Genomic DNA, 25,683 nt, shown 5'->3' with positions numbered 1-25,683 from the left:
TGTTCCGTTCGGTTACTGAAAGCGACGACGCGCATTGGCTTCACGTGCGGCACGCGCGGTTTCCACAGAGACGACCCGACGTCCTACCGGCCAAAGGGCAATGGCAGCAATTTTAAAGTTCGCGATCCCCACCGGGATGCCAATAATGGTCAGACATTGAGCTATGCCGCTGAAAATATGCATCAGGCACAACCACCAGCCGAAAAAAATGAACCACAGAATATTCAGCACGGTGCCGCCGGCGTTGAGGAGGCCATTTTTACGGCCCGGCTCCAGCTCATCCACATGAATCGCCTCGTTACCGTATGGAAATAAGGAGAGTCGGGTGATTTCCCAGCAGGAGCGGGTCAGCGGCAGCGTGACGACCAGAACGATGCTAACCAGCGTGGCGAGCAGCCAGCCTAGAGTGGTGGCGAAACCGCCAAGGATAAAGTTCAAAATATTCAGAATGGTACGCATAAAGCCTCGGTTTTGCCCTGTGGATAATAAGACCTGACAATTGTAACGTTTTTTTGCGCTGGAGCACCTGGTCCCGGGCGGTTAAACTGAAAAACAATCCACCCTGATTGAAAATCGACATTATATGGAACTTAAAGCGACAACATTGGGCAAACGCATGGCTCAGCACCCTTATGATCGGGTGCAGTTACTGAACGCCGGCGTAAAGGTTTCCGGCGACCGTCACGAGTATCTTATCCCTTTCAATCAGTTATTGTCAGTGCATTGTAAGCGCGGTCTGGTCTGGGGCGAACTGGAGTTTGTGTTGCCTGACAGCAAAGTCGTGCGTTTGCACGGTACCGAGTGGAGCGAAACGCAGCGCTTCTATCACCATTTACAAACGCTCTGGGAGCAGTGGAGCGCGGAAATGAGCGACATCGCCGCTGGCGTACTGAAGCGGCAGCTGGCGACGATCGAGCGCACCCGTGCGGAAGGCAAATGGTTGACGCGTCAGCAGGTGGCGGATGTGCAGGATAACATTCGCCAGGCGTTGACTGGTTTGCCGATGCCCTCCAGCCGGCTTGAGGCCTTTGACAACTGTCGGGAGCTGTGGCGGGAGTGTCAGCGCTGGTTAGGGGATATTGAAGCGACACGCCTGGCCCATAACCAGGCCTTCACCGAGGCGATGCTTGAGCAGTATCGCGGCTTTTTTGACGGCGTTGAGTCGTCCCCTCTTAATGCCTCACAGGCACGGGCGGTGGTGAACGGCGAGCGTTCCCTGCTGGTGCTGGCGGGCGCGGGCAGCGGCAAAACCTCGGTGCTGGTGGCGCGGGCAGGCTGGCTGCTGGCGCGGGGAGAAGCGGCAGCAGAGCAAATTTTGTTACTGGCATTCGGCCGCCAGGCGGCGCAAGAGATGGATGCGCGGATCCGCGAGCGTCTTGCATCCGACGATATCACCGCGCGTACCTTCCACTCGCTGGCGCTACATATTATTCAGCAGGGCAGCAAAAAAGTCCCCACCATCAGTAAACTGGAAAGCGATAGCGCAGCTCGTCAGGCGCTGCTCGTGAAAAGCTGGCAGCAGCAGTGTCAGGAGAAAAAAGCGCAGGCGAAAGGCTGGCGCCTGTGGCTGGAAGAGGAGATGGGCTGGCAACTGCCGGAAGGCGATTTCTGGCAGGACAAGAAGGTGCAGCGGCGTATGGCCAGCCGGCTCGACCGCTGGGTCAGCCTGATGCGTATGCACGGCGGCTCCCAGGCAGAGATGATTGCCGGGGCGCCGGAGGCGGTACGCGATCAGTTCAGTAAACGGGTGAAACTGATGTCGCCTCTGATGAAAGAGTGGAAGGCGGCGCTGAAGGCCGAGAATGCGGTCGATTTTTCCGGCCTGATCCATCAGGCGGTCAATATTCTCGATAAAGGCCGCTTCGTCAGCCCCTGGAAACACATTCTGGTGGATGAATTTCAGGATATCTCGCCGCAGCGGGCCTCGCTGTTGGCTGCATTACGCCGGCAGAACAGCCAAACCACGCTCTTTGCCGTCGGGGATGACTGGCAGGCGATTTACCGGTTCAGCGGGGCCCAGCTTTCCCTGACCACCGCGTTTAATCATTACTTTGGCGAAGGGGATAGCTGCGCGCTGGATACCACCTATCGCTTTAACGGCCGCATTGGCGAAATCGCCAATGGCTTTATCCAGCAGAATCCGCATCAGTTAAGTAAGCCGCTGAACAGCCTGACGGCGGGCGATAAAAAGGCCGTCACGCTGTTAGCCGACGATAAGCTGGATGATTTACTGGATAAACTGAGCGGCTACGTTAAGCCCGAGCAGCGGATCCTACTGCTTGCCCGTTACCATCATCTGAAGCCCGACGCGCTCAACAAGGCGGCGACGCGCTGGCCGCATCTGCAGCTTGATTTTATGACTATTCATGCCAGCAAGGGCCAGCAGGCGGACTATGTGATTGTGCTGGGACTGCAGGAGGGAGAGGATGCGTTTCCCGCGCCGGCGCGCGAGTCGATCATGGAGCAGGCGCTCCTGCCGCAGCCGGAAGATTTTCCTGATGCGGAGGAGCGTCGACTACTGTACGTGGCGATAACCCGCGCACGTCATCGGGTGTGGTTGTTGTTTAACAAAGCGCAACCTTCGCCGTTTGTCGACATCCTGCAGGCCCTGGATGTGCCGGTGGCCAGGAAACCCTAATCACGTGTGGGTTATTTCAGGCGCTCGGCAAGATAACGCGGATAATCCGGGATCAGAATATCGAGCGGCTGATTAAAGTGCGGTGACTGGATGATAAAGTCAGCGGTGGAGACGTTAGTGGCGACCGGAATGTTCCAGACGGTGGCCAGGCGCAGCAACGCTTTGACGTCCGGGTCGTGAGGCACGGCGTTCAGCGGATCCCAGAAGAAGATCAGCACGTCGATTTTGCCTTCTGAAATAAGCGCGCCAACCTGCTGGTCACCGCCCATCGGGCCGCTCAGCATGGCATTGACCTCCAGTCCGGTAGCCCGCGAGACCAGGTTACCGGTGGTGCCGGTGGCATACAAGACGTGTTGCGCCAGCAACGCCTGATGGCGAGCGACCCATTTCATCAGCATATCTTTACAGTGATCGTGAGCCACCAGCGCGATATGTTTTTGCGCGGACAGGGTACGAGTTGTCAGTTCCATATTTTCATTCCACATTTTGACCTGCAGACAGATTACTGAATGTGGCTGCCGCTGCAAGCATCGGGGTGAAAATTTTGTCGAATCTGTGGGTTAGCCTGGATGGCCGCCTGCTGCGGATTAGCATACACTTAGGTGAAATAGCAGGAGGAACCCATGAAAGAGAACGATATTGCCGGCATCCTGACGTCGACACGGACGATTGCGCTGGTTGGCGCCAGCGATAAACCTGACCGCCCGAGCTACCGGGTCATGAAGTATCTGTTGGATCAGGGGTATCACGTTATCCCGGTTTCGCCGAAGGTGGCGGGCAAGACGCTGCTGGGACAGCAAGGGTATGCGACGCTCGCCGACGTTCCGGAAAAGGTCGACATGGTTGATGTCTTCCGTAATTCAGAAGCGGCGTGGGGCGTGGCGCAGGAGGCGATAGCCATCGGCGCGAAAACGCTGTGGCTGCAGCTGGGGGTGATCAATGAGCAGGCCGCAGTGCTGGCCAGAGAAGCCGGGTTAAACGTGGTGATGGATCGTTGCCCGGCCATTGAGCTACCGCGACTGGGATTAGCAAAATAACAAAAAACCCCGCCTGGCGGGGTTTTGTTTTAGTTGCGAAGGCGCGGAGCCTGCAGCTGCTGACGAATCGTTTTGGCCAGTTCATCGAGGGACGGCTGTTCCGGGTGTTCGTCGCGGGTTTCGCTGCTCAGCTGCGCTTCTGCCAGATAGGTGTGGATCGGCTGACCATCATCATCTTCCATCACCACATGGTACCAGGGCGCCGCACGCAGTTCGTCATTGGCGGCAATCTCATCCTCTTCCGGTTCCGCGAGTGAATACTCGGGATCGACATCGACGATGACACCCAGGTAGCCCAAGAGCGTATGGCGGACCTGTTGGCCGATACCGAATTTGCTGGCTATCATAGGCACCTCCTGGGAAACATGAATACTCCCTATATGAGGCTCATGTTTCGTTTTTCAAGTTACATGACGCGACAGGCAAACCCCTTCAGATACAGCCCTTCCGGGTAGGTTGCGATCAGCGGGTGGTCGGCAGCCTGACGGAACTGTTCTATAAATTGTACATCACGCCCGGCATCAATTGCGGCATCGGCGATGATTTTCTGAAATAAATCGGTGGTCATCAGGCCGGAGCAGGAGAAAGTCAGCAGCACGCCGCCGGGGTTCAGCAGCTGGATCGCCAGCATATTGATATCTTTATAACCGCGGCAGGCGCCCATCAGCTGGCTTTTGTTTTCCACGAATTTCGGCGGATCCATCACGATCACGTCGAATTTCTCTCCCAGATCGCGGTATTTACGCAGCAGTTTGAACACGTCGTCGCGCACAAATTCCGCTTTGGACAGATCCAGTCTGTTGAGCTCGACGTTCTGTCGGGCGACGTCCAGCGCTTCCTGAGAGGTATCCACGCTGGTGACCTGGCGGCAGCCGCCCATCAGCGCTGACACCGCAAAGCCGCCAGTATAAGAGAAGCAGTTCAGCACCCGCTTATCCGCGACATAGCGGCGAGTGGCCAGGCGACTGTCGCGCTGGTCGAGGTAGTAGCCGGTTTTGTGCCCGCCCTGGATATCAACCAATAGTTTCATGCCGTGCTCGGTGATCGGCAGCAGCGCCGGGGGCAGCTCGCCCACCACCGGCCCCTGGGCCAGCTCCAGTCCCTCTTTTTTACGCACGGCGACATCGCTGCGATCGTAAATGGCGCAGTCCGGGAACAGGTTCTGCAGGGCGCTGATGATGGCGGCCCGCTGGTATTCGGCGCCTGCGCTGAGCAACTGCAGCACGAAAAAGTTGCCAAAGCGGTCGATAGTGACGCCCGGCAGCCCATCGGACTCGCCGGCGATCAGACGGTAGCTGTCGAGACCATCGCGCTCGGCCAGCCATGCCCGCCAGGTTTGCGCTTGCTGCAGGCGGCGTTCAAAGAAGGTGCTATCGATGGCTTCATTGCGGTCGAAGGTCCACACGCGGGCGCGGATCTGCGACGACGGCGAGTAAGCGCCGCGGGCCAGCCATTTTCCCTGATGGTCAACAATATCGATGGTTTCACCGCTGCGGGCTTTACCCTCCATGCGGGCGACGCCGCCGGAGAAAATCCACGGATGGCGACGCAGCAGGGATTTCTCGCGTCCTTTGGCTAACACTAAGCGGGGGAATAGGGAATCTGTCATGGAGCTACCTTTAAGCAACGGGAATGTCGGCACCGAAAAATGGCGCGTAGAGTAGCACACCTGGCGCACGCAAGCATCTTTCGCCCGGCAGGCACAGGTGAGCGTTTCGGCACAAAATGCAGGCGCTTCGGCACATTCAGTTTGTGCGGACTCTCATACCCTGTTTTCTCACCCCAACGAGGAGCAGACGATGAAAACAGGTATCCGCATGGCCGTGGCGATGGTCGCGGCAGTGAGTAGTGGCGCGATGGCTGCGCCGTTTAGCGTGAGCAGCGATGATATGCATGACGGGCAGGCGCTGGCCCGGAAGCACTGGTTTGCCGGTTTCGGCTGTACCGGAGGCAATGTCTCTCCGCAGCTGGCATGGAAAAATGCCCCGGCGGGGACGCGAAGCTTCGCGGTCACTGTCAGAGATCCCGATGCGCCTACCGGCAGCGGCTGGTGGCACTGGACGGTGGTCAATATCGCCAGCAGCGTCTTTTCGCTGCCCGCTGGCGCGGGAGATAAAAACAGCGCTACACTGCCGGGCGGAGCGGTACAGGGCCGCAACGATTTTGGCTATGCCGGTTTCGGCGGCGCCTGTCCGCCGGCGGGAGATAAACCGCATCGCTACCGCTTTACGGTATGGGCGCTGGATGTCCCTACGCTGCCGGTGGATGCCGGGGCCAGCGGGGCGCTGGTCGGCTATCTGTTACACAGCCATGCTCTCGCCAGCGTACAGTTGACGGCGATGGCCGGGCGCTAAAATAAAGGGTCGATCCGATGGAGAGTATCCACTTTCAGCATAACGCCTTAACCGCGGCAGAGGTCACCACCCGACGGCTGTGCAGACTGCATCGGGTGCGGCTATTCTCCCCGGCGCTCTGTCGGGTGAAACGCGGCAGCAAAGTGATTGTGCAAGGGGAGAGCCGGGTGCTGGCGACGCCGCAACAGCTGATTGTGTTGCCGGCTGACGTTGAGCTGGAGGTGATTAACCAGCCGGAGAACGGCCTGTTTTGCTCCGATCTGCTGTCGCTGACCCCCGAGCTGCTGACGACGTTTAAGACCCGTTATCTCAGCGAACCACCCCCAGGGCGTCTGACCTCGCTCTGCGCCCCGGTGACGACAGCGCTGGCGTTTATGTGGCAAAGCGTTCTGCAGGCGGTGCGGGAGGGATTATCCACCTCTCTACAGCTCCACCAGACTATGGGCCTGCTGCTGGCCCTGCACGAGGCGGGCTATGCGGGCCCGCTGCTCGTCGAGCGGCAGCAGGATCTGTCGGCGCAGGTTCGACAACTGGTCATGCTGTCGCCGGCGCAGGCATGGAGCGTGTCGCGGGTGGCGAAAATGCTCTTTCTCGGCGAGTCCACGCTGCGCCGTCGGCTGCAGCAGGAATCGCAGAGTTTTCGCCAGATCGTCGAGGAGGTGCGGATGGCTCACGCCCTGGGGCAGCTGCAGACCACCTCGCGGCCAATAGGCGAAATCGCGCAGAACAGCGGATATCAGTCGGGATCGCGCTTTACCGCGCGCTTCCGTCAGCATTATGGTTTACTGCCGAAGCACGTACGCTGAGCGAATTTGCTATCCTCAGCGTAAAGTGTGAGCGAAAAGGAGATGATAATGGCCAGTATCTGCACGATGGCATGGGTTTACGGTTCGGTTCAGGGCGTGGGATTTCGCTATTCAACACAGCGGGAAGCGCTGCAACTGGGGTTGACCGGCTATGCCCGTAATCTGGACGACGGCGGGGTGGAAGTGCTTGCCTGCGGCGAGGCAGAGCAGGTGGAGAAACTCATCGCCTGGCTGAAAGCCGGGGGGCCGCGCAGCGCGCGGGTTGACCGGGTGTTAACCGAACCCCATCAACCCACCCGCAGCTGGGAAAAATTCGCGATTCTCTATTAGATGCACTTCACCGGCTTCGGCAGCCCGGCGATTTTGGTCGCCTGTTTGGCGGGGCCTTTCGGGAACAGGCGATAGAGATAGCGGCTGTTGCCTTTCTCTTCGCCAAACTTGTTGGCCATCGCCTTCACCAGCATGCGGATCGCCGGAGAGGTGTTGAACTCAAGGTAAAACTCGCGCACAAAGCGCACCACTTCCCAGTGTTCAACGGCGAGCGTTATCCCTTCCTGCGCGGCAATGACTTCCGCCATCGCCTCGCTCCACTGGGTGGTATCTTTCAGATAGCCTTCGCTATCCGTTTCAATTTCGTTGCCTTCAAAAATAAACATGATTTTTCACATACCGCCTGAAACTGGCCGCAGTGTAGCAAAAAAAAAGGCCCCGCATAAGCGAGGCCTCGGTGAAGCAGGGGAGCGGTTAGTCCCGGCTGGCGAAGCCCAGGATGCTCAGCAGGCTGACAAAGATGTTGTACAGCGAGACATACAGGCTGACCGTGGCGCGGATGTAGTTGGTTTCACCGCCGCGGATGATGTTGCTGGTCTCGAACAGGATGGCACCCGAAGAGATCAGGATGAACACCGCGCTAATCGCCAGATGAAGCGCCGGCAGCTGCAGGAACAGGTTAGCGACCATACCAATCAGGACGACCACCACGCCCGCCATCAGCATTCCGCCGAGGAAGGACATATCTTTGCGCGTCGTCAGCACGTAGGCCGAGCAGCAGAAGAAGACCAGTGCGGTGCCGCCCAGCGCCAGGCCGATCAAATCGCCCATGCCGGCAGAAAGGTACGCGTTCAGCATCGGCCCAAGGATATAGCCGAGGAACCCAGTGAAAGCGAAGGCGGAAATAATCCCGGTGGGTTTATTCGCCGTTTTGTAGGTCAGGAACATCAGACCGTACATCCCCACGAGGGTTAAAATCAGCCCCGGGGAAGGGAGCATCAGCACCGTGCTGGCGGTGGCGGTGATAGCGGAAAACGCCAGCGTCAGGCTGAGCAGGAAGTAGGTGTTACGCAGAACCTTGTGCGTGCTGAGCAGCGAGGAACGGTCACGCGATGATGTAATTATGCGATCCATGAGTCACTCTCTTATGACAGATGTAATTAGGGATAAAGAATAAGAAAAACAAGCGTGAAGCCCTAATGCTTTTACCCATCTTTACTTAGCTTTTGCCGCTTTTGTCCAGCATAAAATTCTACATGGATTGGGAAAAGCGATATGTTTTCGCGTTTCGCTTCGGTGAGCCGATCGAAATCTTATAGGTTGCTGAAATATATTGCTTTATTGAAATTCTGCGACTAAGTGTGGAAGGGGGAATAACTCCGTACGTTAAAGGCAAAGGGAAATGACATTACACAAAAACAATCACATCACGCGAACGTTCCTGGCAATGAGTCTGATGGTCATAACCGGCGGGGCGCTGGCGGCACAGGTGCCGCCGGGCACCCAGCTGGCGGAAAAGCAGGAGCTGGTCAGAAATAACGGCAGTGAACCTGCCTCACTCGATCCGCATAAAGTCGAGAGCGACATTGAATTCAACATCATTAGCGATCTCTTTGAAGGGCTGGTCAGCGTGACGCCTGCGGGGGCGATCCAGCCCCGGCTGGCGGAGCGCTGGGAAAACAAGGACAACCTGTTATGGACCTTCCATTTACGCCCCGGTCTGACCTGGTCCGACGGCACGGCCATCACGGCGCAGGATATCGTCTGGAGCTGGCAACGGCTGGTCTCGCCGGCCACCGCTTCCCCCTATGCGAGCTATCCCGGCAATATGCATATCGCCAACGCCCGCGAAATTGCCCTGGGGCAACAGGGACCCGAGACGCTGGGGGTGAAAGCGCTGAACGACTCCACGCTGCAGGTCACTCTGAACCAGCCGAATGCCGCTTTCCTGGCGATGCTGGCGCACCCTTCGCTGGTACCGATCGACAAAGTGCTGGTGGAGCGTTTTGCCGATAAATGGACCCGACCAGAGCATATCGTCACCAGCGGCCCGTATAAGCTGACCCAATGGGTGGTGAATGAGCGGCTGGTGGCTGAACGTAATGCGAAGTACTGGGATAATGCGCACACCGTTATTAATAAAGTGACTTACCTGCCCATCTCTTCGGAGGCTGCCGATGTCAACCGCTACAAAGCGGGGGAGATCGATATTGTTTATACGGTGCCGATCAATCAGTTTGCGCAGTTGCAGAAAACCATGGGCGATCAGCTGGACGTTTCGCCGCAGCTGGCTACCTATTACTACGAATTCAATACTACCCGGCCGCCGTTTAACGACGCTCGCGTGCGGCGCGCGCTGAATATGGCGCTTGATAAAGATATCATTGCCGGAAAAGTGCTTGGCCAGGGGCAGCGACCGGCCTGGGTGATCAGCCAGCCGGATATCGGTGGCGTGACGCTGCGCAACCCGGACTACGCCAGCTGGCCGCGCGAGAAGCGGATTGCTGAGGCGAAAAAACTGCTGGTGCAGGCGGGGTATGATGACAGTCACCCATTGGTCTTTACCCTGCTGTATAACACCTATGAGTCGCACCAGCGTATCGCCATCGCCGCCAGCTCTATGTGGAAGAAAAACCTCGGTGTCGAGGTGAAGCTGCAGAACCAGGAGTGGAAGACGATGCTGGATACCATGCATACGCATAACTTTGACGCCGTCCGCTATGCCTGGATCGCCGATTACGACGATGCCGCCACTTTCCTCAATACGTTCCGTACCGGTGATAGCGAGAACACCAGTCAGTACAGCAACCCGGCTTACGATGAGGCCCTGCGCAATGCGGCGAAAGCCTCCGACGTAGCGACCCGGGGCAAATACTATCAGCAGGCGGAAGATCTGCTGGCGCAGGATGTTCCCGCCATTCCGGTCTATCACTATGTGCGTACCCATTTAGTGAAACCCAGGGTGGGCGGTTTCACGCCGGATAAGCTGGGGTATTACTACACCAAAGACATGTACATTAAAAAATAGCCCTCTGGATAGCGGTCATGGGCGCTGATTTTCTGTGCGAACTGCCTGAAATTCAGACGAATAACACAAAATTGTTTGTTTTTAAGGCAGTTGAACAAAATGGTGCTTTACAGCATCCGCCGAGGTGTTTATAGTGCGCCTCACACCGGAAGTGTGGCCGAGCGGTTGAAGGCACCGGTCTTGAAAACCGGCGACCCGAAAGGGTTCCAGAGTTCGAATCTCTGCGCTTCCGCCATATAAAAGAAGGGGTTACCGAAAGGTAACCCCTTCTTGCTTTTACCTGTAGCCGTCCTGACTGCACTTCACCTTCACCTCCCGACTCCGCAAACCCGCCATGTCTGTAGCGTTATCGCTGGCGAAAAGGTGACGATCAATCCATTGCAAATGGTTGTTATTTTAATTATTCAGCCTCTCGTTATAAACGGCAATGGTGCTGAGGAATAAAAACCATTCGGCAAAATATCTTCGTCTATACTTGGAAAAATGATGATTTACCTGCCATGGTTTTTACGCAGATACAGAGACCAGAGAGGTCAGCATGCCTGACATTAACCCGCAAAATATCAAAGAATTACGGGCGTTGGTTGAACAGCAATTACAGTACACATTGTGTGTTAGCTTAAATAAAGCTACGCATGGCGATATTTTTAACGCGGTGGCGCTGGCCATTCGTCATTTTCAACAGGATCATTTTTTGTTGAGCCAGACGCGGCAACGTGAAGAGCGTAAAAAGCGTGTTTACTATCTGTCGATGGAATTTTTACTGGGACAGTCGCTGCGTAATAACCTTTTGAATATGAATTTACTGGCGGAGATGCACCATGTGGTGAATGACCTGGGGTTTGATCTTGACCACCTTCTTGACGAAGAGCCCGACGCCGCGCTGGGTAACGGAGGGTTAGGGCGCTTAGCCGCCTGTTTTATCGATTCGATGGCTACCCTTGATATTGCCGCATCCGGGCATGGCATCAAATACGAATATGGCCTTTTTCGCCAATCCTTTCAAAATGACCAGCAGATCGAGCATCCGGATGACTGGCATTCCATGCACTCCCCGTGGCTGGTCGAACACCATGCTCAGCAAATCCTGATCCCGCTGGGGGGCTATATTGAACACAGCGAAGATATTGATGGCAATTACAATCCAATGTGGCTGGGTTGGAAAACCATCGTCGGTATACCCCATGACTATTTCGTTTCCGGTTACCGGGATACGACGACCAACAAGCTGCGGCTTTATAGCGCGGTGGCCTCTGACTCCTTTAATATCCATATTTTCAATCGCGGTGATTATATCAAGGCGGTGAGTGATAAAATCGCGTCGGAGAATATTTCAAAAATACTCTATCCATCCGATGAGGTGCTGACCGGAAAAGAGCTGCGGCTGACGCAAGAGTATTTTCTGGTGGCCTGTACGCTGCGGGATATATTTCGCGACTATGCCGAGGTTAATGACGATATTACTTTCCTGCCGCAGCATGTGGCGATTCAGCTGAATGACACCCATCCGGCATTAGCGGTGGTGGAGCTGATGCGTATCCTCGTCGATGAATACCGGCTGCCCTGGGAGCAGGCGTGGGAGATAACGCAAAACACCTGTGCCTACACGAATCATACGTTGATGCCGGAAGCGCTGGAGACCTGGCCGGTGACGCTGTTTGAAAAACTGCTGCCGCGTCATTTGCAAATTATATTTGAGATCAACCATCGCTTCCTTGAAGAGGTAGCCCGGCGCTGGCCGGATAAAAATCATCTGTTATCTTCGCTGTCTTTAATCGACGAACATCACGATAAGCAAATCCGTATGGCCAATCTGGCGATTGTCGGTAGCCATCGCGTGAACGGGGTAGCATGGCTGCATTCGGAACTGGTCAAGAAACAACTGGTGCCTGACTTCTATTTTATGACCCCGGAGAAATTTATAAATCAAACCAACGGCGTCACGCCGCGACGCTGGGTGCAGCAGGCTAACCCCGGCCTGGCCGCTTTTTTGCACCAACAGCTGGGGGAAGGGTGGCCAACCGATTTACCCTTGCTGTCCAGTCTGGAAAGACTGGCCGATGATACTGCTGTTATTGATAATATCCGGGCCATTAAATTTGCCAACAAAACCGCGCTCAGCCAGCTGGTCGCTCAACGCTATGGCATCGTCCTCGATCCGCTGGCGATGTATGATTGTCAGGTCAAACGTATTCATGAATATAAGCGTCAGTTACTCAATATTCTTCACGTGATCGCGCTTTATCTGGATATCAAAGAGACAGGGAAAACTATCGCGCCTAAGGTGCATTTGTTTGCGGGTAAAGCGGCGCCGGGCTATCGGATGGCGAAGCTGATTATTCAGTTGATTAATACCGTCGCCCGAAAAATTAACCGCGACCCGCAGGTTGCCGGGCAGCTTAAAGTAGTTTTCCTCGAAGATTATAAAGTTTCGCTGGCGGAAAAAATCATTCCGGCCACAGATCTCTCCGAGCAAATTTCCACCGCCGGGACCGAGGCGTCCGGCACCAGCAATATGAAGTTTGCCATGAACGGCGCGTTAACCATCGGCACCTATGATGGGGCGAATATCGAAATCCGCGAGGCCGTGGGGATCGATAATTTTTATCTGTTTGGCGCCGTGGCGGAAGAGATTGAAGAGAGCCGGCGCCTTGGGCATCACCATGATTTCTATCATCAGAACCCGGCTATGGCGCGTGTTGTCGATACCCTCGTGTCTGGGTTGTTCACCAGCGATCGTGAGCTGTTTGCACCACTTCACCACATGTTGACTGAGGGCGATCATTACTGTCATTTACTGGATTTCGACAGTTATTGTCAGGTCCAGCGGCAGGCGATGGCCGATTTTGAACTGCCGGAACAATGGCACCGTCGGGCCTTACTCAATATTTGTCGGATGGGAGAATTTTCCAGCGACAGAACCATACGTGGCTACGCCCGGGATATTTGGGGTATCACCTGCTAAAGAGAGAAAACGCCGGCCGAAAAAGGGACTCGTCGACGGATATCAGTCACTATTGAGGATGAGCATGAACGTTGAATTACATACCGAGCAGGGCGTAAAAATTATTGTACCTCTTGTGCGCCGACTGGATGCTTCCGTCGTGCAGGCGTTTAAGCAGCAGGTTCTGGAGGCTATCGACCCGGATACCAAAAACGTGCTGCTGGATCTGAGCCACGTCGATTTCATCGACAGTAGCTGTCTTGGCGCGCTGGTATCCATTCTGAAAAGCGTCAACGGTCAGGGCGAGCTGGTGCTGTGTTCGCTCAATGACACGATTAAAAACCTGTTTAAGCTCACCCGTATGGATCGCATCTTTTCTATTAAGGAGACTCGACAGGATGCGCTGAACACGTTCACTCAGTGATGACGTTGGTGCAGACCCGCGGGTGATGGGTCGCTCGCTTATTCTTCGACAATCCGCGCCTTCGGTTTGCTCAGCAGGAGCATCACCAGCGCGACGTAGGGCATCGGCTTCCAGAAATAGTAGCCCTGCAGCAGATGAATATTCTGGCGATTGAGATACTCCAGCTGGACCTGGGTTTCGACACCCTCGGCAATGATGCGCAGTGACAGCGTCCGGGCCATCTCTATCACGCAGTCCAGCAGCTTGCTTGACGGCGCCTCCCCGGTTACCCGGCCGACAAAACTCTGATCGATTTTGATATAGTCGAAAACCAGCTCGTGGAGACAGGAAAGCCCGGAATAGCCGGTGCCAAAGTCGTCCAGCGCGATGGAAAACCCGCGGGAGTGTAACGTATTGAGCTTGTCCACGACCGCGTCGTTGAGCAACAGCGGCTCCTGCTCCGTGATCTCCAGCATCAGCTTCACCGCTTTCCCCTCAAAGCCGCGCTGATAGTGCAGGCAGTCATCGATAAACGACGGGGCGTTAATGTGTGACACGCTGATATTCAGGCCAATATGAAACCCATCCGGCAGCTTACTGAAGATGGGATTCATCTGGGCGGCGACCTGCGCCATCAGGCTGCGGGTCAGCGGGATAATTAAGCCGGTACGTTCGGCCAGTGGAATAAATTCCGCGGGCGAACGCCGCTGTGTGGTAGCATTTTTCCAGCGGGCGAGAATTTCCACACCGTATATCTCCCCCGTTTTCCCATTCACGACGGGCTGGTAGAAGGGAACGATATACCCCTGGGCGATGGCGTAGCGCAGGTTTTCTTCTTCAGAGGTATAGACATTCAGGTATTTGCGCAGCAGGAAATAAAATAATAGCGAGACAGAGAAAATGAAAATCAGCAGACCGAAGCCATTTTGAAATAAGCGACTGGGGCTAAAAAAAGGCGACTCGGGATAGATAATGCGAAACGGGTAGTCCGGTGAGCTAAATATATCCTGATGCGGGCTGGCTTTCAGCGGCCCCACATCGCCATATCTGGCGATCATCTGATGGTTGACCGAGAGCGCCAGTCCGGCGTTATCCTCATCGCTATACAAGGCATCGCGCAAATGGATGTCGCTGATACTGACAATGACTCTCACCTGCGCTGAACGCGTATGATAGATCAGCACCGGCCGCTTGTTAACCATCATCCTGGCGGGCAGCAGCTGCAGCTTCTCATCAGGCAAGGATTCCGGATGGAGCGTCAGGACTCGGTTGCCGGGGAGTGATGAGCACCACACCTGGCCATCTTTTATCAGCAGAATAGTGCGCAGATGAGGCTGCAGGGCGGCCTCCGTTCCGAGCTGAAATTGACCCTGACCAGAGCAACCGCTGCGGCTAACGTTCAGCGCCGTGGCCGTCGCCGCATGGGCCTCATCCAGAATGGCTGCGATCTTTTTCGCCGCCTGACGGGCGGCCGCGACATGAGTCGCCTGGTCCGAATGCCACAGTTGCCAGTTAATGACGAACACGCCAGCAAGAAACACCACCAGCGCCAGGGAAAAGGCAATCCATGCGTTTCGCCGCTTTATCTCTTTCATTTATCGTGCGTGCCAGGGTGAGTGTGCATAAAGTTAATCATCCCTCTGACGGTAAAGGCTTTTTAATGATCGTAGAAGGGGGATATCTTTCGTGATGACGGCGCATATTAAAAACATGATCAGTATCACAATACCCGCCAGCAAAGACCGCAGATAACGTGCAGAGGCGGCTGTTCTGTCACGAAGGTAATAAAAAAATCGCAGCTTAATGTTTTCTTAATCTAAATTTCGGGAGTGGATGGTTTTAAGCATTTTCTAATCCCTAATAACCGACCGGCGCTATTTTTTGCTTTTTTAAGTTTATGATAATTGTTTTCATTATCATTCTTTTTTTGCTGTGATTTAATCCTCTCCGCTCAGGCTATTTACCGTTTATTGCCCTATTTCATTAAGGATGCGTTCATGAAATTTCGCTTATCGCCCCTCCGTACGGCAGCGCTGGTTGCCGCTTCTCTGTTTCTGGCGCCGCAGGGGATGGCGGCTGACGCTCAGAACGGGATTGTGGTTTACAACGCCCAGCACGAAAATCTGGTGAAGTCGTGGGTGGATGGATTCACCAAAGAGACCGGTATTAAGGTCACGCTGCGCAATGGCGATGACAGTGAACTGGGTAATCAGCTGGTTCAGGAAGGCTCCGCGTCGCCGGCCGATGTGTTTCTGACCGAGAACTCGCCGTCGATGGTGCTGGTCGATAATGCCAAACTTTTCGCCCCGCTGGATGCCGCCACCCTGCAGCAGGTTCCGGCGCAGTACCGTCCGCAGCATGGGCGCTGGATCGGCATTGCCGCGCGCAGCACCGTTTTTGTCTACAACCCGGCGAAAATCAGCGAGGCGCAGCTGCCGCATTCCCTGATGGATCTGGCAAAACCGGAGTGGAAAGGGCGCTGGGCGGCTTCGCCATCGGGGGCTGATTTCCAGGCTATCGTCAGCGCGATGCTGGCGCTGAAGGGTGAGCAGGCGACTCTCGACTGGCTGAAGGCGATGAAAACCAACTTTGTCGCCTATAAAGGCAACAGCACGGTGATGAAAGCGGTCAACGCCGGACAGATCGACGGCGGGGTGATCTACCACTACTACCGCTTCGTCGATCAGTCAAAAACCGGCGAAAACAGTAAAAACACCCAACTGTATTACTTCAAACACCAGGATCCGGGCGCCTTCGTCAGCATTTCCGGAGGCGGTGTGCTGGCTTCCAGCAAACATAAGGCGCAGGCGCAGGCCTTTATTAAATGGATCACCGGCAAGCAGGGGCAGGATGCACTGCGCACCAATAACGCCTTCGAATATGCCGTGGGGGTAGATGCGGCCTCTAACCCGAAACTGACCCCGCTGAAAGACCTGGATGCACCGAAGGTAGAACCTTCCTCGCTGAACAGTAAAAAGGTCATTGAGCTGATGACGCAGGCTGGCCTGCTCTGATCCTGAGGAAGTGATGTTGCTATGTCTGTTCTGAGTTTGTCGCTCGGAAAGAAAACAGGACGCCTGCCCGAGCGCAGGCGTCCTGCATTTCCGATGGTGGCGTTAGCGCTGCTGTTTTCATTGCTGGCGCTGTTGCCGTTAGGGTTTGTGGTGGCGGTTGGGTTCGACACCGGCTGGCCGACCATTAAAGCGCTGGTCTTTCGTCCGCGGGTAGGGGAGCTGCTCAGCAATACCCTGTGGCTGACGGTGCTGGCGGTCCCCATCAGCATTGTGCTCGGCGTGACGCTGGCCTGGCTGACGGAACGTACTGCCCTTGCCGGTCGGCAGCTGTGGTCGGCGCTGGCGGTAGCCCCGCTGGCGATCCCGGCCTTTGTCCAGAGCTACGCCTGGGTCAGTGCCGTGCCTTCGCTGCATGGCCTCTCCGCCGGGGTGTTTCTCTCGGTGCTCGCCTACTATCCGTTTATTTATATGCCGGTGGCGGCCGTGCTGCGCCGCCTCGATCCCACCCTTGAAGATGTCGCCGCGTCGCTGGGCACGCCGCCGTGGAAAGTGTTCTTCCGGGTGGTGCTCCCGCAGCTGCGTCTGGCAATCTGCGGCGGTGCGCTGCTGGTGGCCCTGCATCTGCTGGCGGAATATGGCCTGTATGTGATGATCCGCTTCGATACCTTCACGACCGCTATTTACGATCAGTTCCAGTCGACCTTCAGCGGTCCGGCCGCCAATATGCTGGCAGGCGTGCTGGCCTTGTGCTGCCTGGCGATCCTGCTGCTTGAGAGCGCCTCACGCGGTAAAGCGCGTTACGCGCGTATCGGCGCCGGGGCGGCCCGCGAGCAGAAGCGGCTTGTGCTGGGTAAAGGGGCCGCTTTTGGCGCGCAGCTACTGCTTCTGCTGCTGGTGATGCTGGCGATGGGGGTTCCCTTACTGGTCCTGTGCCGCTGGCTATGGCTGGGCGGCATCGACAACTGGCTGCATGCCGATCTCTGGCATTCTCTGCGCCAGACCCTGCTCCTGGGGGCGGGCGGGGCGCTGCTGACAACGGTTTGCGCGATCCCCATTGCGTGGCTCGGCGTGCGCTATCCGCGCCCGCTGTTCCGCCTGCTGGAGGGGTGTAATTACATCACCAGCTCGCTGCCCGGCATCGTCACCGCGCTGGCGCTGGTGACGGTCACCATCCACTACGCCCGTCCGGTGTACCAGACCGAAGTGACGCTGTTTCTGGCCTATCTGTTGATGTTTATGCCGCGTGCGCTGATTAACCTGCGCGCCGGTATCGCGCAGGCGCCGGTGGAGCTGGAAAACGTTGCCCGTAGTCTCGGACGCAGTCCGGCCCGCGCCCTGTGGAGTATCACTATGCGGCTTGCCGCGCCGGGCGCGGCCGCAGGTGCCGCGCTGGTGTTCCTTGGCGTCAGCAATGAGCTCACCGCCACACTACTGCTTTCGCCGTTAGGCACCCGCACCTTGTCGACCGGTTTCTGGGCGTTAACCAGTGAGATCGACTACGTAGCGGCGGCACCGTACGCGCTATTGATGATCGTCATTTCGCTGCCGCTGACCGCGGTTCTTTATATGCAGTCGAAAAAAATGGCAGGGTTGTAACATGCTGGAATTGTCTTCTATTTCGAAATCCTTCGCTGATGCGCTGGTCCTCGATAATCTCAATCTGACCGTAGCGCCGGGGAGCCGGACGGCCATTGTTGGTCCGTCCGGCTCGGGGAAGACCACGTTGCTGCGCATTCTCGCCGGTTTTGAAACGCCCGATCGCGGGCGGATCGTCATGCACGGTAAGTCTCTGTTTGCCGACGGTGTGTTTGTCCCCGCCCACCAGCGACGGATCGGCTATGTTCCGCAGGAAGGGGCGCTGTTTCCTCATCTTAATGTTGCGGACAATATCGCCTGGGGACTCGACGCCAGCCGTGAGGAGAAGCGTCGCCGCGTGGGGGCGCTAATGGAGATGGTCGCCCTCGACGCTGGTCTGGCGAGTCACTGGCCACACGAAATTTCCGGTGGCCAGCAGCAGCGTGTTGCCCTGGCCCGCGCGCTGGCTCAGCAGCCGGCGCTGATGCTGCTGGATGAGCCGTTTTCTGCACTGGATACCGGGCTGCGCGCCAGCACACGCAAAGCGACGGCGGACCTGCTGGCCGAGACGGGGATCGCCTCGATTCTGGTGACTCATGACCAGAACGAGGCGCTGTCGTTCGCTACGCAGGTGGCGGTAATGCGTCAGGGGCGCTTCGCCCAGGTTGGAACCCCGCTGACGGTTTACTCGCAGCCGGTGGATGAAGAGACGGCGTTATTTCTTGGCGATGCCCTGATCCTCCCCGCACGCCTTAGCCCCGGCCGGGCAAGCTGCGCGCTGGGGGACCTGGCGACGGACGCACTGCATCCTGCTGGCGAAGGTAGGGTGATGCTGCGTCCGGAACAGCTGAGCGTCAGTGTGAGCGGGCCGCAGGAAAGTACCGCCATTATCCGCGATGTCGATTTCTCAGGCCAGCTTTCCACGTTGACGCTGTCGATGGCTGGGCACGAGCGGCCGATTGTCCTGCGAACCGTGAGCCAGCCGGCGTGGCAGCCCGGCGCGATGGTGAGACTGACGGTCAGCGGCAAGGCGCGAGTGTTTAGCGGCTAATCCCTGAGCAGGCGGCGCCGGCTATCGACGGCGCCGCACGGAAAGCTAATTAGATGGCGGATGAAGCCGCTAGTATCCGCGCCACTGACCTCGTCGCCATGGAGTGGTAGTACGTTGGAACAATTCCGCGGGGTCAGTCCAGTTCCCGCCATTTTACCGAACCGTCGCTTTTTCATTCGTCCCGCTACGCTTAACTGTTATCCTGTCTCGCGATCGGCCCTGTTGTTACCATGAGACACCGCTATGCCTGAACTCCATACTCCTGCGAATCGCCCCGGCCCGGCCGCTGTGGCCCGGGTGACGCTCCTGCCTGCGCTGCTGGTTATCGTCGCTGTTGCTGTCGGCTGCGCCCTGGTGTCGCCTCCGGTCGGTACACGACACGAGATCCTGACTAACCCCGGCCTCTATATCGATCTGCTGGCGTTGTTGTTTCTGGTGTTTATGCTGTGGAGCTCGGCGAAGGTGCGGATGAGCCACATTGCCGTCAACTGGGTACGCTATGGGCTGCTGTTGTGGATTGCCGGCGGCACCTTTGATGTGATGGATGAGATCGTGGTTCAGCCGCGCTGGATGGGCTACTACTGCGAAGATCTGCTGCGCCTCTCCGGGATGCTGCTGACCGTGGTGGGGGTCTACAAAATTATTGAGCGAATCAATTTGCTGTACGTCGATGCGCGCTCGCAATCCCTGAAGGATGAACTGACCCAGTTACCCAACCGGCGTTTTTTCATTGATACCATTCGCGAGAAGTCCGGGCATGCGCTGGGACTCATGATTCTGGATATCGATTTTTTTAAGAAAATCAACGATAGCTGGGGCCACCTGGTGGGGGATGAAGTGTTATTTTCGCTGGGGAAACAGCTGGCGAAACTAACCAGCGAGCAGGTCCAGCCGGCGCGGATCGGTGGGGAAGAGTTCGCCATTATCGTCGATGGCCTGTCGGAGCCCGAGCTGCACGCTCTGGCGCAGTCGATCCTTGCTAACGCTCGCACCATCCTGATCAATCATCAGACGCCGCTGTCGATCAGCATTGGCGTCGGAACCTGGCGGCCAGGCGAAGCGCAGGAGACGTTTATCCGTAAAGTCGACGAGGCGCTGTACAAGGCCAAGCATAACGGCCGCGGCCGCGTGGAGTGGGCGCCATCTGCCGGTGCGGCAGGTTAGGCCTGCTGCGCGCTACGGCAGTGTCGCCGATACTCCGATGGCGAGCGTTCTGTGTAGCGTTTAAAAACCCGGCAAAAATAGTTGCTGTCGACAAAGCCGCAATTGTGCGCAATCTCTTTCACCTTCAGGTCATAGCCGCGCAATAGCTGCTTCGCCTTTTCCAGACGGACACGGGTCAGATATTCATTAAATCCCACCGAGCCTGATTTCTGAAAAATATGCGAAAGATAGTTGGGCGTGATGTGAAAACGTTTGGCTACCGATTCCCGCGTCAGCGGTAGACTGAGATTTTCCTCGAGGTAGTCCTGGACGGCGAGAAACAGATCCCGGCTGCGGCTGACGCGCATCTCCAGCCCGACCAGCTGTTCACGACAATGACTCAGCAGCGCGGCGATCACCAGTCGCGCGGTCAGCGGATCGGGCTGCAGGCTGACTTCATTCAGGCTCAGCAACAGGTAGGAACCCACGCGCGGCCCAAGCCGGGAAACGCTCTGTTTTTCCGTGTACAGGCTTTTTCCGTCCCAGCGCTGAATACTGAATCCCAGTTTCTGCCGACCAAACAGAATGCTCAGGGTAGTGGCCGGACCGGTCCACTGCGGCAGCGTCCACTTCCCCGCCTGCACGTACAGTACCTGCAGCGTGGTTAACGTCGAGGCCGCCAGCGGCAGTCCCTGTTCATTCAGTTGGCCCTCCAGCACAATTTCCAGACGCGGAAACGGCACGTTGAAGGCGAGGGCAGGCACGGAGATATCCGGCTCAGGAAATCTCACCTGTAAGTGATCTTTTTGACCGATTAACCGATGCAGTATATCCGGCAGATCTTCAATCATTCTTTGCCCTCAGCATGCGCATTATCCTGTTGATGGTAATCTATTTTTTCCTTCCCGGCAGCGTTAGTTTAGCCATTTTGCGCAGCGGATTGCCGGCCAGCTGTAGCGCATGCATCGCCGGAAAAGAGATTATTGATGTCCATCACACTTTGTGGGCTCGCGTACGTATGTCCAGTTTTTTGTAGCGCTCGCCTCGTGTCATGCCGCGGAGGGACCAGTAGAGTTTGTTTGTGTTATCGGAACGTTAAAAAGGAACGTAAAATGAACTCATCATCGGCTAACTTTCTCGATGCGTTAGGCGCCAGCCAGACGCTCAGCGCGCAAATGAAACACGAGCTCGACACCCTCGGCTACACCGTCGTGCATAACGTCGTTGACGCCCAGTGGCTGAGCGAAATGCGCCTGCTCATTGACACCCTGGTTGAACGCGAAGGCGATAATCTGGCGATGGAGCACCATCAGGAGGCGACGGCGACGCGGATCGCTAACCTGATTAATAAGGGGGTTATCTGGGAGAAAGTCTGGTCACACCCGCTGATCCTCTCCGCTTGTCGCTATATCTTCAACGGGGATTTTAAAGTCTCCAGCCTGAACGCCCGCGAGGCGCTGTATAACGGCGGCCACCAGCCGCTGCACGCCGACTGGAAAAAGCCGCGCCCGGATTTTCCCAAAGTCCACCTGGTGAATACCATCTGGGCGATAGACGATTTGAGCGCCGCCAACGGCGCGCCGCGGATCATTCCTGGTACCCACCTCCGCCCCGAGTTACCAGAGGAGGTGCTGGCCGACCCGGAACAGGCCCATCCCGATGAGATTGTGTTTGCCGCGCCGGCTGGCAGCGTGATGATCTACAACGCCCACGCCTGGCACGGCGGCACCCGTAATCGTGAAGGCAGCAGACGACGCGTACTGCATGGGTTATATATCGATCGTGCGGATACGCCGCAGCAGGACCAGCGGCGTTGGCTCACGCCGGAGACGGCAAGCCGCCTGACGCCGGCGCAAAAGTGGCTGCTGGATGTAGAATAAGGTCTGTCGCCGGTCAGGGAAGTTCTACATAGACGACCGGCTTTTTCATGATGCTTTTCACGGCCTCGACGATCTGCTGCGGCTGCAGCAGGAAGCTCTTGATGCTGGTTTTAATCGTCCGCAGGCCGCGAAAGCGATGAGGGTCGTCGATTTCGATATCCGTCACCAGCAGCACCACTTCGGCGCGGGCGATATCTTCCGCGGTGATCCGATTTTCTACGCCGAGCGCCCCCTGGGTTTCCACCTTCAGGTGCCATTTTTCATGATGACCGACCTTTTCCAGTCGTTCGGCGGCCATGTAGGTATGCGCCACCCCGCTGACGCAGGCGGTGACGGCGACAATATTGAAGTCCATAACATCCTCCTGGCGTTAACCGCCGATAGTGACGTGGAAACCGGCCGCTTCGGCCATCACCCGATATGGTTGAATTTCCGCTTCGTCAGGCGCTTTCACGCTGGCCAGCGTCCAGGGTTTGCCCAGCAGACGGTATTTGGGCTCGCCATATTGATGAAACGGCAACAGGTGCATTTCTTTTAGCGCGAAAGGGGCGAGGAACGCCAGAATCTGGCGAAAATTATCGGTATTCAGTGTGTAGCCCGGGATCAGCGGCACCCGCGGGATCAGGTTGATTTTTCTCGCCGCCAGCTGGCGAAAATTGTCCAGCACCCGTGGCTGATTCATTCGCAGCAGCGACCGCGCCCGCTCAGGTTCCATGATTTTAAAATCAAACAGCACTTCATTGCAGGCTTCGGCCACCGGCAGGAAGCGGTCAAAAGCGCCGTCGCCCGCGGTTTCGATGGCGGTGCGGATCCCCCACTGGCGCAGGCGCTGGAGAAAGCGGGCGGCAAACCCGGCCTGCATGAGCACTTCGCCCCCGGAGAGGGTGACGCCGCCGCCGGAGGCGCGAAAGAAGACCTCATCCTTCAGCACCTCCTGCAACAGGTTATCCAGCGTCACATCGCGGCCAATCTGTTCCCACGCACCGGACGGACATTCGGCGACGTCCTGCTGGCAGCGGGTGCAGCGCAGGCATTTGCTCTCCCGGCGCAGGGTCTGAATCCTGGGTGAAATTGATTCGGGATTGGCGCACCACGGGCAGGTATGAGGGCAGCCTTTAAAAAAGACCACCGTGCGGATCCCCTGGCCATCGTTGAGCGAGTAGCGCTGGAGGTTAAAAATACGCGCCCGGTCGGCGCGCGTGTCGATGACCTCACAGCTGATGCGCGGTGCGGCGGATAATGTCATCCTGAATCTCCTTCGACAGCTCAACAAAGAAGGCGCTGTAGCCCGCGACCCGTACCACCAGACCGGCAAAGTCCTGCGGCCGCTGCTGCGCTTCACGCAGGGTGTCGGCATTGACCACGTTGAACTGAATATGCTGCAGCTTGAGCTTGCAGAAGGCCTGTAAAAAATCGGCCAGTTTGTTCAGGCCGCCGTCGCCGGCCAGCGTTGCCGGAGTGAATTTGACGTTCAGCAGCGTACCGTTCGACAGCAGATAGTTATCCAGCTTGCTGACCGATTTCAGCACTGCCGTCGGCCCCTGGGAATCCTGACCGACCATCGGCGACAGGCCGCCGTCCGCCAGCTGTTCGCCGGCCAGTCGCCCGTCCGGGGTGGCGCCCACCACCGAACCCAGCGGCACGTGCGCGGAGACGGTGTAGGAGCCGGGGGTAAAATGGCCGCCGCGCGGGTTCAGATACTGCTCGACTTCTTTGCAGTAAAAACGCAGCAGATCGGCGCTAATATTGTCGACATCGTCGATATCGTTGCCGTATTTGTCAAAATGGTTAATCAGCCGGGCGCGGATTTTTTCCCCTTCTGGCGTCTGGAAATTGGCTTTCAGCACGGCCATCAGTTGGTCAAAGCTGAGACGCTGCTGGTCGAAGACCATACCCTTCAGGGCGTACAGCGAATCGCTCAGGTTAGCGATTCCGATACCCTGAACGCCGGAGAAGTTATAGCGCGCGCCGCCAGCGGTGATATCTTTGCCGTGCTGCACGCAATCTTCAATGAACGAGGAGAGCAGCGGGACCGGCGCCCAGTCGCGGTGGCCGATATCGCAAATGTTGCTGCCCTCGACCATCAGCTTGATGTAATGGCGAATTTTGTCGCGGATCTGGCAGATAAGGCCGTCCCAGCTGACGTCAGGCTGATGTTCATTTTCCTGCAGCACAATTTCCATCACCTTCAGCAGATTAAACATGGCGATATCATGCAGGCCGTAGGTGCGCCCTGGAATAGAGAGCTCCACGCAGCCGACCACCGCGTAATCGCGGGCATCTTCCAGCGACACGCCGCGGTTAAGGAAGGCCGGCACGACCACCTCATCGTTGAAAATCTGCGGGATCCCGGTACCCAGGCGAATGGTCTCAGCGGTTTTACGCAGGAACGGGCGATCAATCAGCTCGTTGACCCGCACGCCCAGATTCGGCTGCGGCAGCTGAACGTTTTGATAGGCGTCGAGGCATAAAAATGACAGCACGTTGACCGCGCTGCGCCCGGTGTCCGTCAGCCCGCCGAGCAGGGCGGTATAGCCGGTGGGAAAACCCGCGAAATAGCGCGCGCTGCTGGAGGAGCGTAGCAGGACGATATCGTTGCATTTCACCCACAGCGACTCCAGCAACTCCTTGAGATACGCGGGATCCTGACCCTGATTCAGCGATGCCTGATAAAACGGCAGCATATACTGGTCAAAACGCCCCAGCGAAATCGAGCTGGCATTGGATTCGTACTGCAGAATGATATTCATATACCAGAACAGCTGGCAGGCCTGGGGGAAGTCCGTTGGCCGGTGCTGCGCGTTGTGGCGCGAAATAGCGGCGATAGTTAACAGCTCCTGCTGACGCTGCGGGTCCTGACAGTGCCCAGCCATCTCCTCGGCCAGCGCGGCGTAGCGCAGAATATGGCGCTGGGAAGCTTCCAGCAGGATCAGTACCGCCTGATAAAAGGGGTTCTCCGGTTGCCGGGCGCAGTGCGTTTTGAGTTCGGCGACCAGGGCGCCAAGGCCATGATTCAGCAGCCGTGGATAGTCGATGATGATATGGCCCTGGCCTTTATCGGTCTGGTTCACGCTGAATATCTGGGTGTTGACGGCGGCCTTGACCTCTTCGGTCATCTGGCCGTTGATGAAATCTTTCATTGAACGCTTTTCCCAGTAGGGGTACAGCGTTTCGCGGTAGATTTGCTTATCTTCTTCGCTTATTGCGAAGCGGTCCTGTGGGCGGGTCGGAAAGGCGTCGAGCTCGTTGAGCAGCCAGTAGGGGTCCATCTCGGGCGACATAATCCCTGCCCGCGGTTTGACGGTGCGGTTGCCGGCGATCAGTTCATCCTCACGAATCGAAATCATCACCTTATCGAGGATCCACGCGGTGGCTTTCGCCCGGCGGATAATCACCGGCTCGCCCTCCGTCTGCCGATGGCTGGCAGTGTAGAGTAATGCGCGCTCAAGGGAGATTTCGCGCGGCTGGGCGAACAGGCTGGCTTTCAGGCGTTGGGTACGATTCGTCATGATAAACTCCATGTTGTGGCGAAGGGCGCGA

At 56.9% G+C, this 25,683-nt stretch carries 23 protein-coding genes, 1 tRNA gene and 2 pseudogenes; 14 read left to right on the top strand and 12 right to left on the bottom strand.

The window, feature by feature from the left end:
* Positions 1-12: 12 nt before the first annotated feature.
* Positions 13-459, bottom strand: coding sequence for a YccF domain-containing protein (locus R0140_RS18155; RefSeq protein WP_008805896.1), 447 nt, complete (start codon positions 457-459; stop codon positions 13-15).
* A gap of 124 nt (positions 460-583) precedes the next feature.
* Between R0140_RS18155 and helD the strand changes: the two genes are divergently transcribed.
* A complete protein-coding gene (helD, locus tag R0140_RS18150; protein ID WP_016160584.1) occupies positions 584-2,638 on the top strand; it encodes a DNA helicase IV in 2,055 nt (684 codons plus the stop codon).
* An 11-nt stretch (positions 2,639-2,649) separates the two neighbouring features.
* Here helD and mgsA read toward each other — a convergent pair whose 3' ends face one another.
* Entirely contained in the window at positions 2,650-3,108 is a 459-nt protein-coding gene (gene mgsA, locus R0140_RS18145; RefSeq protein WP_008805898.1) for a methylglyoxal synthase, read from the bottom strand.
* Between the two features lie 153 nt (positions 3,109-3,261).
* Between mgsA and R0140_RS18140 the strand changes: the two genes are divergently transcribed.
* The gene (locus tag R0140_RS18140; protein ID WP_002898434.1) at positions 3,262-3,675 is read left to right on the top strand and encodes a CoA-binding protein; all 414 of its coding nucleotides are present in this window, start codon (positions 3,262-3,264) and stop codon (positions 3,673-3,675) included.
* Between the two features lie 29 nt (positions 3,676-3,704).
* Here the strand turns inward: R0140_RS18140 and hspQ are convergent, their stop codons facing one another.
* Together hspQ and rlmI are read right to left on the bottom strand one after the other, a co-directional pair.
* On the bottom strand, positions 3,705-4,022 hold the full coding sequence (gene hspQ, locus R0140_RS18135; protein WP_002898441.1) for a heat shock protein HspQ: 318 nt from the start codon (positions 4,020-4,022) through the stop codon (positions 3,705-3,707).
* 59 nt (positions 4,023-4,081) lie between these two features.
* Entirely contained in the window at positions 4,082-5,284 is a 1,203-nt protein-coding gene (rlmI, locus tag R0140_RS18130) for a 23S rRNA (cytosine(1962)-C(5))-methyltransferase RlmI (RefSeq protein ID WP_317703874.1), read from the bottom strand.
* 190 nt (positions 5,285-5,474) lie between these two features.
* Here rlmI and R0140_RS18125 point away from each other — a divergent pair, with 190 nt between their 5' ends.
* The 3 genes from R0140_RS18125 to yccX are packed head-to-tail and all read left to right on the top strand — an operon-like array spanning position 5,475 to position 7,165.
* On the top strand, positions 5,475-6,029 hold the full coding sequence (locus R0140_RS18125; RefSeq protein WP_008805901.1) for a YbhB/YbcL family Raf kinase inhibitor-like protein: 555 nt from the start codon (positions 5,475-5,477) through the stop codon (positions 6,027-6,029).
* Between the two features lie 17 nt (positions 6,030-6,046).
* On the top strand, positions 6,047-6,835 hold the full coding sequence (locus tag R0140_RS18120) for an AraC family transcriptional regulator (protein WP_064144003.1): 789 nt from the start codon (positions 6,047-6,049) through the stop codon (positions 6,833-6,835).
* A 48-nt stretch (positions 6,836-6,883) separates the two neighbouring features.
* Positions 6,884-7,165: an acylphosphatase gene (gene yccX / locus R0140_RS18115; protein ID WP_012542291.1), complete on the top strand. Its 282-nt coding sequence runs from the start codon at positions 6,884-6,886 to the stop codon at positions 7,163-7,165.
* Here yccX and tusE read toward each other — a convergent pair.
* Entirely contained in the window at positions 7,162-7,491 is a 330-nt protein-coding gene (gene tusE / locus R0140_RS18110) for a sulfurtransferase TusE (protein ID WP_002898457.1), read from the bottom strand. The genes yccX and tusE overlap by 4 nt on opposite strands.
* Positions 7,492-7,579: 88 nt before the next feature.
* Positions 7,580-8,239 (bottom strand): FtsH protease modulator YccA, encoded by a 660-nt coding sequence (yccA, locus tag R0140_RS18105; RefSeq protein ID WP_002898458.1) that lies wholly within the window; start codon positions 8,237-8,239, stop codon positions 7,580-7,582.
* 268 nt (positions 8,240-8,507) lie between these two features.
* On the opposite strand from yccA, the gene R0140_RS18100 reads away from it, so the two are divergent.
* From R0140_RS18100 to R0140_RS18085, 4 genes are all read left to right on the top strand, one after another.
* Entirely contained in the window at positions 8,508-10,133 is a 1,626-nt protein-coding gene (locus tag R0140_RS18100) for an ABC transporter substrate-binding protein (protein ID WP_032753966.1), read from the top strand.
* 147 nt (positions 10,134-10,280) lie between these two features.
* Positions 10,281-10,368, top strand: a tRNA-Ser gene (locus R0140_RS18095).
* 303 nt (positions 10,369-10,671) lie between these two features.
* The gene (locus R0140_RS18090) at positions 10,672-13,098 is read left to right on the top strand and encodes a glycogen/starch/alpha-glucan phosphorylase (protein WP_099216978.1); all 2,427 of its coding nucleotides are present in this window, start codon (positions 10,672-10,674) and stop codon (positions 13,096-13,098) included.
* 64 nt (positions 13,099-13,162) lie between these two features.
* Positions 13,163-13,501, top strand: a complete 339-nt coding sequence (locus tag R0140_RS18085; RefSeq protein WP_012968602.1) for an STAS domain-containing protein — start codon at positions 13,163-13,165, stop codon at positions 13,499-13,501.
* Positions 13,502-13,539: 38 nt separating this feature from the next.
* Here the strand turns inward: R0140_RS18085 and R0140_RS18080 are convergent.
* Positions 13,540-14,253: pseudogene (locus R0140_RS18080) on the bottom strand (EAL domain-containing protein); the annotation flags it as partial.
* A 216-nt stretch (positions 14,254-14,469) separates the two neighbouring features.
* Positions 14,470-15,075: pseudogene (locus R0140_RS18075) on the bottom strand (CSS-motif domain-containing protein); the annotation flags it as partial.
* A 402-nt stretch (positions 15,076-15,477) separates the two neighbouring features.
* Between R0140_RS18075 and R0140_RS18070 the strand changes: the two are divergent.
* The 4 genes from R0140_RS18070 to R0140_RS18055 all read left to right on the top strand — a co-directional run bounded on the left by R0140_RS18070 (position 15,478) and on the right by R0140_RS18055 (position 20,284).
* Positions 15,478-16,494, top strand: a complete 1,017-nt coding sequence (locus R0140_RS18070) for an iron ABC transporter substrate-binding protein (protein ID WP_004179245.1) — start codon at positions 15,478-15,480, stop codon at positions 16,492-16,494.
* A 21-nt stretch (positions 16,495-16,515) separates the two neighbouring features.
* Positions 16,516-18,090, top strand: a complete 1,575-nt coding sequence (locus R0140_RS18065; RefSeq protein WP_008805909.1) for an ABC transporter permease — start codon at positions 16,516-16,518, stop codon at positions 18,088-18,090.
* Between the two features lies 1 nt (position 18,091).
* Positions 18,092-19,120: an ABC transporter ATP-binding protein gene (locus R0140_RS18060; protein WP_004179253.1), complete on the top strand. Its 1,029-nt coding sequence runs from the start codon at positions 18,092-18,094 to the stop codon at positions 19,118-19,120.
* Between the two features lie 243 nt (positions 19,121-19,363).
* On the top strand, positions 19,364-20,284 hold the full coding sequence (locus tag R0140_RS18055) for a GGDEF domain-containing protein (RefSeq protein ID WP_008805910.1): 921 nt from the start codon (positions 19,364-19,366) through the stop codon (positions 20,282-20,284).
* Here the strand turns inward: R0140_RS18055 and R0140_RS18050 are convergent.
* Positions 20,281-21,114 (bottom strand): helix-turn-helix transcriptional regulator, encoded by an 834-nt coding sequence (locus R0140_RS18050; protein ID WP_023297344.1) that lies wholly within the window; start codon positions 21,112-21,114, stop codon positions 20,281-20,283. The two genes, R0140_RS18055 and R0140_RS18050, sit on opposite strands and share 4 nt — an antisense overlap.
* Before the next feature lie 261 nt (positions 21,115-21,375).
* Here R0140_RS18050 and R0140_RS18045 point away from each other — a divergent pair, with 261 nt between their 5' ends.
* Positions 21,376-22,143: a phytanoyl-CoA dioxygenase family protein gene (locus R0140_RS18045; RefSeq protein ID WP_004183607.1), complete on the top strand. Its 768-nt coding sequence runs from the start codon at positions 21,376-21,378 to the stop codon at positions 22,141-22,143.
* A 13-nt stretch (positions 22,144-22,156) separates the two neighbouring features.
* Here R0140_RS18045 and R0140_RS18040 read toward each other — a convergent pair whose 3' ends face one another.
* The 3 genes from R0140_RS18040 to R0140_RS18030 are packed head-to-tail and all read right to left on the bottom strand — an operon-like array spanning position 22,157 to position 25,652.
* Positions 22,157-22,498 (bottom strand): PTS fructose-like transporter subunit IIB, encoded by a 342-nt coding sequence (locus R0140_RS18040; RefSeq protein WP_004179260.1) that lies wholly within the window; start codon positions 22,496-22,498, stop codon positions 22,157-22,159.
* Positions 22,499-22,513: 15 nt separating this feature from the next.
* Entirely contained in the window at positions 22,514-23,389 is an 876-nt protein-coding gene (locus R0140_RS18035) for a [formate-C-acetyltransferase]-activating enzyme (RefSeq protein WP_008805914.1), read from the bottom strand.
* Positions 23,355-25,652 (bottom strand): formate C-acetyltransferase, encoded by a 2,298-nt coding sequence (locus R0140_RS18030; RefSeq protein ID WP_022065193.1) that lies wholly within the window; start codon positions 25,650-25,652, stop codon positions 23,355-23,357. Before R0140_RS18030 ends, R0140_RS18035 begins: the two co-directional genes overlap by 35 nt.
* Positions 25,653-25,683 lie beyond the last annotated feature (31 nt).

This window comes from Klebsiella sp. w6, assembly GCF_033100215.1.
GTDB lineage: Bacteria > Pseudomonadota > Gammaproteobacteria > Enterobacterales > Enterobacteriaceae > Klebsiella > Klebsiella variicola.
The sequence above is the reverse complement of the archived record's forward strand: the minus strand, read 5'-3'. Positions and strand labels throughout refer to the sequence as shown.

Bases quoted from the DNA above. Each gene is read 5' to 3' on its own strand.
- R0140_RS18045 (WP_004183607.1), top strand. From the start codon at position 21,376: ATGAACTCATCATCGGCTAACTTTCTCGATGCGTTAGGCGCCAGCCAG.
- R0140_RS18085 (WP_012968602.1), top strand. From the start codon at position 13,163: ATGAACGTTGAATTACATACCGAGCAGGGCGTAAAAATTATTGTACCT.
- R0140_RS18140 (WP_002898434.1), top strand. From the start codon at position 3,262: ATGAAAGAGAACGATATTGCCGGCATCCTGACGTCGACACGGACGATT.
- rlmI (WP_317703874.1), bottom strand. From the start codon at position 5,284: ATGACAGATTCCCTATTCCCCCGCTTAGTGTTAGCCAAAGGACGCGAG.
- R0140_RS18060 (WP_004179253.1), top strand. From the start codon at position 18,092: ATGCTGGAATTGTCTTCTATTTCGAAATCCTTCGCTGATGCGCTGGTC.
- R0140_RS18120 (WP_064144003.1), top strand. From the start codon at position 6,047: ATGGAGAGTATCCACTTTCAGCATAACGCCTTAACCGCGGCAGAGGTC.
- hspQ (WP_002898441.1), bottom strand. From the start codon at position 4,022: ATGATAGCCAGCAAATTCGGTATCGGCCAACAGGTCCGCCATACGCTC.
- R0140_RS18035 (WP_008805914.1), bottom strand. From the start codon at position 23,389: ATGACATTATCCGCCGCACCGCGCATCAGCTGTGAGGTCATCGACACG.
- R0140_RS18065 (WP_008805909.1), top strand. From the start codon at position 16,516: ATGTCTGTTCTGAGTTTGTCGCTCGGAAAGAAAACAGGACGCCTGCCC.
- R0140_RS18030 (WP_022065193.1), bottom strand. From the start codon at position 25,652: ATGACGAATCGTACCCAACGCCTGAAAGCCAGCCTGTTCGCCCAGCCG.
- R0140_RS18100 (WP_032753966.1), top strand. From the start codon at position 8,508: ATGACATTACACAAAAACAATCACATCACGCGAACGTTCCTGGCAATG.
- R0140_RS18090 (WP_099216978.1), top strand. From the start codon at position 10,672: ATGCCTGACATTAACCCGCAAAATATCAAAGAATTACGGGCGTTGGTT.
- R0140_RS18155 (WP_008805896.1), bottom strand. From the start codon at position 459: ATGCGTACCATTCTGAATATTTTGAACTTTATCCTTGGCGGTTTCGCC.
- R0140_RS18040 (WP_004179260.1), bottom strand. From the start codon at position 22,498: ATGGACTTCAATATTGTCGCCGTCACCGCCTGCGTCAGCGGGGTGGCG.
- yccA (WP_002898458.1), bottom strand. From the start codon at position 8,239: ATGGATCGCATAATTACATCATCGCGTGACCGTTCCTCGCTGCTCAGC.
- R0140_RS18070 (WP_004179245.1), top strand. From the start codon at position 15,478: ATGAAATTTCGCTTATCGCCCCTCCGTACGGCAGCGCTGGTTGCCGCT.
- R0140_RS18125 (WP_008805901.1), top strand. From the start codon at position 5,475: ATGAAAACAGGTATCCGCATGGCCGTGGCGATGGTCGCGGCAGTGAGT.
- R0140_RS18055 (WP_008805910.1), top strand. From the start codon at position 19,364: ATGCCTGAACTCCATACTCCTGCGAATCGCCCCGGCCCGGCCGCTGTG.
- helD (WP_016160584.1), top strand. From the start codon at position 584: ATGGAACTTAAAGCGACAACATTGGGCAAACGCATGGCTCAGCACCCT.
- R0140_RS18050 (WP_023297344.1), bottom strand. From the start codon at position 21,114: ATGATTGAAGATCTGCCGGATATACTGCATCGGTTAATCGGTCAAAAA.
- mgsA (WP_008805898.1), bottom strand. From the start codon at position 3,108: ATGGAACTGACAACTCGTACCCTGTCCGCGCAAAAACATATCGCGCTG.
- yccX (WP_012542291.1), top strand. From the start codon at position 6,884: ATGGCCAGTATCTGCACGATGGCATGGGTTTACGGTTCGGTTCAGGGC.
- tusE (WP_002898457.1), bottom strand. From the start codon at position 7,491: ATGTTTATTTTTGAAGGCAACGAAATTGAAACGGATAGCGAAGGCTAT.